Genomic DNA, 3623 nt, shown 5'->3' with positions numbered 1-3623 from the left:
CCCGCCGCTTCCGCCTGGTTTAGCAGCGTGTCGCCGTTGTTCACGGCCAGGCGTTCGCTGCGCGCAAAGCGGACTTCGCCCTCGGCGCTGGCGCTGGCACGGGTCACCGGCGCGGCGCTGAAGCGCTCCTGCCGCAGGCGCGCGGACAGGCCGTCCTCGGCCCAGACCCGCTCGACCGCCTGCATCATGGCCGGCGGCCCGCACAGGAAGGTTTCGGCCTCGGCATAGTCCGGAACGGCGGCGCGCAGCTGTTCGCGCGAGAACAGGCCCTGCAGTTCACCGCCCTGGCCTGGCTGCGCAAAGCAGCGGATCAGTTCCACGTTCGGATGCCGGGCAGCGATTCCGGCCAGCGCGTCGGCGTAAATCATGTCGGCCGCGGTGTTGCAGTAGTGCAGGAAGCTGATGCGGCCCTTGTGGTGCTCGTCCAGCAGTGTGCGCAGCATGGCCATGACCGGCGTGATGCCGCTGCCGCCGCTGATCAGCAGGACGCGATCCGGGCGTCCCTCGGTGGGCGATCCCGGCAGCGCGAACAGGCCCTCCGCCTGCGACAGCGTCACGACCATGCCCGGCCGCGCCTGCTCACGCAGATACTTCGACACCAAGCCGCCCGCATGGGACTTGGCAGTGAGCTCGATCAGGCCGTCGCGCGCATGTTCGGAATTCGCCGGCGAGTAGCAGCGCGTGCGGCGCACGCCGTTGATCTCCACCGTCAGCCGGACGTACTGGCCGGCGCGGAAACCTCGCCAGTTCTGGTTGGGCCGCAGGCTGAGCGTCACGCTGTCGGCCGTGAGCTGGCGCACGGACACGACCGTGGCGCGCACTTCCTCGAGCGACCAGGTCGGGTCGAACTGCTCGAGGTAGCGGTCCACACCATGCGGGAAGGCCAGGCTGGCCGCCAGACGCGAGCCCAGCACGCGGCGCAGTCGGCCGCTTCGGACGGACTGGCGCAGGTTCGGGGTGCTCATCGTCACGAACTCCCAGTGAACGAGTGTGCACAGCATGCCCGGCCGCCGGCCTGTTGTCAACACTTGTTCACTGAAATATGAGCCTACACCGTATAAGTCAAATAATATTATTAATAATCAATTACTTAAAGTAATAACGTTTCATGTATACTGTTCACGAATGAAACGCCACCGGCATCGCCCGCGTCGGGACGACGTGGAATCAGGCAAGGCCGCCTACGAGGAACTGCTCTCGCGGCAAGACCGCAAGCAGCGCACGCGCGACAGCCTCATGGATGCCGCGCTGACCCTGATGAGTCAGGGCCGCAGCTTCGGCAGCCTGAGCCTGCGCGAGATCGCGCGCGAGGCCGGCGTGGTACCCACCGCCTTCTACCGCCACTTCCGCGACATGGACGAGCTGGGCCTGGCGCTGGTGGAAGAAAGCGGCGTAACGCTGCGGCGGCTGCTGCGCGAGGCGCGCAAGGCCGGCGTGCCCACCACCGACATCATCCGCAGCTCGGTGGCGATCTATAAGCGCTACGTCGAGGACAACCCGCGCTATTTCCTGGTGGCGGCGCGCGAGCGCTCCACCGGTTCGCCGCTGATGCGCTACGCCATCCGCACGGAGATCAACCACTTCGTCACCGAGATGGCCCAGGACCTGCGCGACCTGCGCCTGTTGCCGCATCTGTCCATGGAGTCGCTGCGTATGATCTGTGGACTGGTGGTGAACACCATGCTGAACGCCGCCAGCGACATTCTCGACCTGCCCCCGGGCCAGCCGCAGGCCGAGCATGAACTGGTGGAGAACTTCGTGCGCCAGCTGACACTCATATTCCTGGGCGCCGGCCAGTGGCGCGAGCGAGCCACTCCCTGAACGTAGCGCCGGCACCTGGCGCCGCCACAGGACGTCCGTAGATGCGAAAACTTTCATCCGCGCTGCTTGGGTTGCTGCTGTCCTGCCTGGTGGTGGATGCCGCCGCGGCAGAGTCACCCGAGCAGGCCATCCGCGCCACCACCGAGCGCGTGCGCGCGCAGATCGAGGCCAACCGCGCCGCCTACCAGGCCGATGCCGCGCGCTTCCAGCGCGAGATCGAGGCCGAGCTGTTGCCGGGCTTCGATACCCGCTACATCGGCCAGCTGGTGCTGGGTCCGCACTGGCGCACGGCCAGCGAGGCGCAGCGCCTGCGCTTCATCGAGGTGTTCAAGAATTACCTGGTGCGCAACTACGCCGGCGCGCTGCTGCAATACGCAGACACGGTGCAGCTGGCCTGGAAGCCGACACGCCTGGCCGAAGGTGCGGAGGACGCCACCGTGCGCGTGGATCTGATGCGGCGCGAAAAACCGCCGGTACCGATCGCGCTGTCGGTGCGCCTTGTGGACGGGCAGTGGAAGGTCTATGACGTGAGCGTCGAGGGCGTCAGCCTGGCGACCAACTTCCGCGGACAGTTCAACACGATCATCCGCCGCGACGGGCTGGATGCGCTGATCGCACGGCTGGAGCAGCGCGAGTCCGCCGCACGCAGCGGCTCAGGCGCGCCGTAGCGGCACCAGCGGCTTTAAGAACTCCATCTGGTCGGCCAGGATGCGCCGGTTGGAGAGGATCAGGTACTCCGCCACGTTCGGTGCGTACGGCACCGCCAGCAGCTTCATGCCGGCCTCCTCCGGCGTGCGCGCATCCTTGCGGTGGTTGCAGCGGTGGCAGGCGACCACCACGTTCTCCCAGGCCGTGCGCCCGCCGCGCGACAGCGGAATCACGTGCTCGACCTCCATCTGCGAGTAGCCGACCGGGTGTGCGCAGTACATGCACAGGCCGCGGTCGCGCTGATACAGCGTGCGCCGGCACAGGCGCGGCACCAGGCTGCGTCCGCGCCGGTGGCTGTGGTCGTCCACCGCGATGATCGGGTCGATGTGCAGCACGCTGCGCTCGCCGGTGTCGCGCCGCCAGCCGCCGTACAGCGGGATCTTGCGCGCGCCCAGCCCCCAGCGCACCGTCTCGCGGAAATACTGCGACGCCGCCTCGCGCCAGTGGATCCACTCCACCGGCTGGCCGCCGACATCCAGCTTGAGGATCAGCGGAATCTGCCGCTCCGCCTGCATACCGTTCCGTTCATGCTGCTCAAAGAATGCACACTATCCAACAGTTCGGGTGCTTTTGCATCTCTGCCGCCATTTACCCGCCGGCTGAATCTTTTTCCCCCAATCGCCCGTATACCACGGGCCTGACCACCACAGGAGACGACGATGAGCGTATTCACCAAGAAACCAATCGCGATGGCCCTGGGCGCCGCTTTCGCCCTGAACGGGCTGGCCGCCCAAGCCGCCAGCCAGGGCGCCGTATTCCAGGCCGCGGACTTGCCTGCCGGCTACACGCTGCTGGCCGAAGGCAAATGCGGCGAGGGTAAATGCGGCGCCGAGAAGAAGGCCGAGGAGGGCAAGTGCGGCGAGGGTAAATGCGGCGCCGAGAAGAAGGCCGGCGAGGGCAAGTGCGGCGCCGAGAAGAAGGCCGAGGAAGGCAAATGCGGCGAGGGCAAGTGCGGCGGCACCAAGGCTAACTGATCCCGATTCCAGACGGGCCTCCCCGGCTGCCTGTCCCCCCGGGGACAGGGCAGCGGTTCGCCCCGGCCTGCTATGCAGCGCCGGGGCATTTTTTGCCTGGATAATGGCGCGCCCGGCGGG

Annotated in this window: 5 protein-coding genes; 3 read left to right on the top strand and 2 right to left on the bottom strand. The window is 67.2% G+C overall.

Annotated features, from left to right (window positions below; genetic code table 11):
- Window positions 1-965: ferredoxin reductase (locus VNJ47_12780; protein HXG29707.1), on the bottom strand; the 965-nt coding region annotated here is incomplete at its 3' end.
- Window positions 966-1125: 160 nt separating this feature from the next.
- Between VNJ47_12780 and fabR the strand changes: the two genes are divergently transcribed.
- Both fabR and VNJ47_12770 read left to right on the top strand, forming a co-directional pair.
- Window positions 1126-1821 carry an HTH-type transcriptional repressor FabR gene (fabR, locus tag VNJ47_12775; protein HXG29706.1) on the top strand — a complete coding sequence of 232 codons (696 nt, stop codon included), beginning with the start codon at window positions 1126-1128 and terminating at the stop codon, window positions 1819-1821.
- Between the two features lie 41 nt (window positions 1822-1862).
- Complete coding sequence (locus VNJ47_12770; protein ID HXG29705.1) at window positions 1863-2489, top strand: ABC transporter substrate-binding protein; 627 nt, start codon at window positions 1863-1865, stop codon at window positions 2487-2489.
- On the opposite strand, the gene VNJ47_12765 is transcribed toward VNJ47_12770, so the two are convergent.
- On the bottom strand, window positions 2475-3044 hold the full coding sequence (locus VNJ47_12765; protein ID HXG29704.1) for an HNH endonuclease: 570 nt from the start codon (window positions 3042-3044) through the stop codon (window positions 2475-2477). The genes VNJ47_12770 and VNJ47_12765 overlap by 15 nt on opposite strands.
- 144 nt (window positions 3045-3188) lie before the next feature.
- Here VNJ47_12765 and VNJ47_12760 point away from each other — a divergent pair, with 144 nt between their 5' ends.
- Window positions 3189-3503: a hypothetical protein gene (locus VNJ47_12760; protein HXG29703.1), complete on the top strand. Its 315-nt coding sequence runs from the start codon at window positions 3189-3191 to the stop codon at window positions 3501-3503.
- Window positions 3504-3623: the final 120 nt, after the last annotated feature.

Source organism: Nevskiales bacterium (genome assembly GCA_035574475.1).
Classification (GTDB): domain Bacteria; phylum Pseudomonadota; class Gammaproteobacteria; order Nevskiales; family DATLYR01; genus DATLYR01.
This window is presented reverse-complemented; position numbering and strand designations above follow the sequence as displayed.

Bases quoted from the DNA above. Each gene is read 5' to 3' on its own strand.
- fabR (HXG29706.1), top strand. From the start codon at position 1,126: ATGAAACGCCACCGGCATCGCCCGCGTCGGGACGACGTGGAATCAGGC.
- VNJ47_12760 (HXG29703.1), top strand. From the start codon at position 3,189: ATGAGCGTATTCACCAAGAAACCAATCGCGATGGCCCTGGGCGCCGCT.
- VNJ47_12765 (HXG29704.1), bottom strand. From the start codon at position 3,044: ATGCAGGCGGAGCGGCAGATTCCGCTGATCCTCAAGCTGGATGTCGGC.
- VNJ47_12770 (HXG29705.1), top strand. From the start codon at position 1,863: ATGCGAAAACTTTCATCCGCGCTGCTTGGGTTGCTGCTGTCCTGCCTG.